Origin of the sequence: Ilumatobacter sp. (assembly GCF_041688325.1) — a bacterium.
Lineage (GTDB): Bacteria > Actinomycetota > Acidimicrobiia > Acidimicrobiales > Ilumatobacteraceae > Ilumatobacter_A.
On record NZ_JBDNIJ010000193.1, the window covers coordinates 1 to 3,744 of the forward strand.

4 protein-coding genes are annotated in these 3,744 nt (G+C 63.2%); 3 read left to right on the top strand and 1 reads right to left on the bottom strand.

Features of this window, described 5'->3' with window-relative positions:
• Positions 1–130 precede the first annotated feature (130 nt).
• Positions 131–283: a hypothetical protein gene (locus ACH2EI_RS11770; protein ID WP_395156173.1), complete on the top strand. Its 153-nt coding sequence runs from the start codon at positions 131–133 to the stop codon at positions 281–283.
• A 14-nt stretch (positions 284–297) separates the two neighbouring features.
• On the top strand, positions 298–1,872 hold the full coding sequence (locus tag ACH2EI_RS11775; protein WP_395156171.1) for an AMP-binding protein: 1,575 nt from the start codon (positions 298–300) through the stop codon (positions 1,870–1,872).
• 136 nt (positions 1,873–2,008) lie between these two features.
• Here ACH2EI_RS11775 and ACH2EI_RS11780 read toward each other — a convergent pair whose 3' ends face one another.
• Positions 2,009–3,307 carry an ABC transporter substrate-binding protein gene (locus ACH2EI_RS11780; protein ID WP_395160140.1) on the bottom strand — a complete coding sequence of 433 codons (1,299 nt, stop codon included), beginning with the start codon at positions 3,305–3,307 and terminating at the stop codon, positions 2,009–2,011.
• A gap of 159 nt (positions 3,308–3,466) precedes the next feature.
• Here ACH2EI_RS11780 and ACH2EI_RS11785 point away from each other — a divergent pair.
• On the top strand, positions 3,467–3,744 hold a 278-nt coding region (locus ACH2EI_RS11785; protein WP_395160142.1), incomplete at its 3' end, for a hypothetical protein.

A 3,744-nucleotide genomic window follows, 5' to 3' on the forward strand; every position in this document is an offset into this window, starting at 1 on the left:
ATGTGCTCGTCCATGAACGCCTCGAGCAATCGACGCAGTTCAGCGGTTCGTTCAGTCTCGTTTGTACCCATTGAATAGGTTAGGTTAACATAAACTAAGGTACAACAAGATCGATCCGGGGGTTTCGAACATGGCCTATCAACTCAAAAACGAAGACATCATTCCGCCTGCGCTCGACCAGGTCGAGCAGCGCTCCGCTGCCCGCGACGGCGCCGCTGCGCTTGTGATGGTGCTGATGACGATCGGTCTCATCGCACTAATCGTCAGCCAAGTTGTCGACTGAGTCGCGACCCGACGATGACTCCGGTCCTCCACGAGCAACCACTGCTGCCACATCTCGTCGTCCGAGCGCTTGCCGGCCGCCGGAGCGACCCGTGCATCTTCACCGGTGATCGGGTTCTCTCCTATGCCGAGGCGAACGACCGCACGAGTCAGATGGTGCAGGCGATGCGCTCGGTCGGCGTAGGGCGGGGAAGCCGTCTGGCGATCCTCTCCAAGAACCGACCCGAGGTGCTCCTGAACGCGTTCGCCACGCTGGTCAACGGGTGCATCCTCACACCGCTGCATCCGATGGGGTCCCTCAGTGACCACGCCTTCGCCGTGGAGGACGCCGAGATCGACTGCCTGGTGTTTGACAGCGAGATGTTCGCCGATCGCGCGAGCGATTTGCGCGCTCGGTTTCCCGACCTGATCCTCCTCGGGTTTGGTCACAATCAAGTCGGTCACGACTTCATGGAACTCGCCGATCGATTCGCTCCGGAACCGCTCGTCGCACCGGACGTCCACCTCGACGATCTGTGCACCGTGATATACACGGGCGGTACGACCGGTCGCCCGAAGGGTGTCCTCATGAGCCACCGCGTGTGGCAGTCGATGACCTGGATTCAGATGTCGGAGTGGGAGTTCCCCGACGAGATCCGGATCGCGCTGCCGACGCCCCTGTCGCACGCCGCCCTGTCGGTCGTGGCGCCCGTGCTGTTGTCGGGCGGGGCGTTCTACGTGATGGAGTCGTTCAGCCCCGACGCGTTCTTCGACCTCGTCGCGCAGCACCGCATCACGTGCTGCATGCTCGTCCCGGTGATGCTCTACGCGCTCCAGGGCCATCCCCGGTACGAGACCGCAGACATGTCGTCGATGGAGACGATCCTCTACGGGGCATCACCGATGAGCCCGACCAAGCTGGCCGACGCGATCGGGCACTGGGGACCGATCTTCTTCCAGTTCTTCGGCCAGACGGAAGCGCCGATGGTTATCACTCACCTGAAGAAGGCCGAGCACGACCTCGCCAAGCCCGAGCGGCTGGCGTCGTGCGGCCGCCCCGTTCCTTGGATGCACGTCACCCTGCTCGACGGCGACGACGAACCGGTCGGTCCCGGCGAGTCAGGGGAGATCTGTGTACGCGGCCCGCTCGTGATGACGGGCTACAAGGGCCTGCCCGACGAGACCGCCGAGGCACTCTCGAGCGGCTGGCTGCACACCGGCGACATCGGCCGTTTCGACGACGACGGTTTCCTGTACATCGTCGACCGCACCAAGGACATGGTGATCACGGGCGGGTTCAACGTGTTCCCCCGCGAGGTCGAAGACGTGATCAGCCAGCACCCCGCGGTCAACACCGCGATGGTCATCGGTGTGCCCGATCCGAAGTGGGGCGAAGCCGTTAAGGCCGTTGTGGTGCTCCAACCCGGTGAGACGCCGTCTGAGGATCTCACCCGGGAACTGCAGGCCATGGTCAAGCAGGCGAAGGGCTCGCAGCAGTCGCCGAAATCGATCGACTACGTCGACACGCTGCCGATCACCGCCGTAGGCAAGCTCGACAAGAAGGCCGTGCGCGCCCGGTACTGGGACGACGCCGGTCGCGCCGTCGGCTGAACGTCGCGCCGTCGGCTGAACGTCGCGCCGTCGGCTGAACGTCGCGCCCTCGGCTGAGTACTGGCGCCAAAACGCGAACGAGCCGGCTCCGCCGATCCGTAGTGGATTGGCGGAGCCGGCTCGTGTCGTGTCCGGGTCAGTCCTGTGGCACGCCGAGAGCGAGGTCGCTAACGTCGACGAACTCGTTGTCGAGCGGTACGACCTTGCCGTTCTCGAGTTGGCTGAACACCACGCTGCGGTTGAACAGGCGGTTGTAGCCCGGGATCCCGTCGGTCCACTCCTGGGTGAAGTCGAGCACCGGCACCATGCCACCGAGGTCGAGATTCGAGGTGTTGTTGGCAGCCTCGAAGAACGATTGTGCGGTGACTTCACCTTCGATTCCTGAGGCGATCTGAGCGAAGGCCATGTATCCGGCCCATGTGCCCATGCCGCCGAGGCTGTTGAAGTCGTTCGCCTCCTGGTCGATTCCGGCCGCGTCGAGCGCCGCTCGGTAATCGTCCCACGGTGCGGTCATGATGTCGGGGTACATGCCAGCGATGATGCTGCCGTCAGTGGCCTCTTCGGCTCCCTTCGCCGAGATGGCGTTGAGGTTTCCTTGGATTCCGTACAGCTTCACGTCGGTCTCGGCCTGGGCCCACGCTGTATTCCACGTGAGGTACGGCGTCTCGGACATCACGGTCACGACGCAGTCAGCACCGTTGGTCGCCCGGGCCACGTCAGCGGAGAAGTCCTGCGATACGGCGGGCGTGAGGACCACCTGGCCGAATTCTCGCCCGTACGCCTTCATGGCGTTTTCCATCGGAGGACGGAATACCGCCTCGCCACCGTCGACGATGACGGCGTTGATGTTCTCACAGCCATCTTCCACGGCACGCTTCACCTCACCTACTGCATACATCGGCTGGTTGCCGAGCGGGAAGGAGTACGGGTTGGAGAGTTCCGACGGCGTGATCGAGCAACAGAACCCGAACCACGTGATGTCGGACTCGGCAATCACCGGCACGATGGCTTCTGCAAAGTAGGTGAACGAGCCGACAACCGAGACAGCACCGCTCTCGACCGCCTGACGTGCGCACCCAGCAGCGATGGCGGGGTCGAACTGCTCGTCGCAGACCTCGACCTCGATCAGCCGACCGTTGATGCCGCCGTTCGAGTTGATGAAGTCGGCAGCCAGGTTCGCCGTGATCGCGATGTTCTCGTACGTCGGACCGTTGGCGTTGAGTGTCGTGACCGTCATCAGCTTGATCGGCTCGGCGGTCGCTTCGTCGGTCGCTTCGGCGGTCGCTTCGTCGGTCGTTTCGGCGGTCGTGTCGCCCTGTTCCACGGTAGTGGCGGACAGCTCGTCGGTCGACGTACCGCCGCCGTCGTCGCCGCACGATGTCACGGCGAGGCCGAGTACTGCGATCAATGCAATGGAATTCTTGAACATCTTCATGTTCTCCCCCTTTTGGAAAGTATGCGAGCACCCCCGGTGCCCGTGGAAGCAACGTACACCATCGTGACCTCCAATAACATCATCACCTGAAAGTGCGTTAAGGTAACTTCGTCGGCTCGGGGAGTCGGCGGAAACGTCCACCGGGGGAAGACCCAGATCATGAACGAAGTCATTAGGTTTGCGCTGCTGGGATGTGGCATCGGCGCGCTCTACGCATTTGCCTCCCAAGGTCTGATCGTCATCTTCCGTGGCACCGGGGTGCTCAACTTCTCGCTCGGTGCGACGGCGATCGCGGGTGTCTTCCTGCAGTACGAGCTGCAGTACGAGCGCGGCCACAACTTTTGGTTCGCCTCCGTCTGTGGCGTCCTGCTGTCCACCACGCTCGGCGCCCTCACGCACTGGCTCGTGCTGCGGCCACTGCAGCGCAAGCGGGCGAG

Coding starts and splice junctions, on each gene's coding strand:
- ACH2EI_RS11775 (WP_395156171.1), top strand. CDS start 298: ATGACTCCGGTCCTCCACGAGCAACCACTGCTGCCACATCTCGTCGTC.
- ACH2EI_RS11780 (WP_395160140.1), bottom strand. CDS start 3,307: ATGAAGATGTTCAAGAATTCCATTGCATTGATCGCAGTACTCGGCCTC.
- ACH2EI_RS11770 (WP_395156173.1), top strand. CDS start 131: ATGGCCTATCAACTCAAAAACGAAGACATCATTCCGCCTGCGCTCGAC.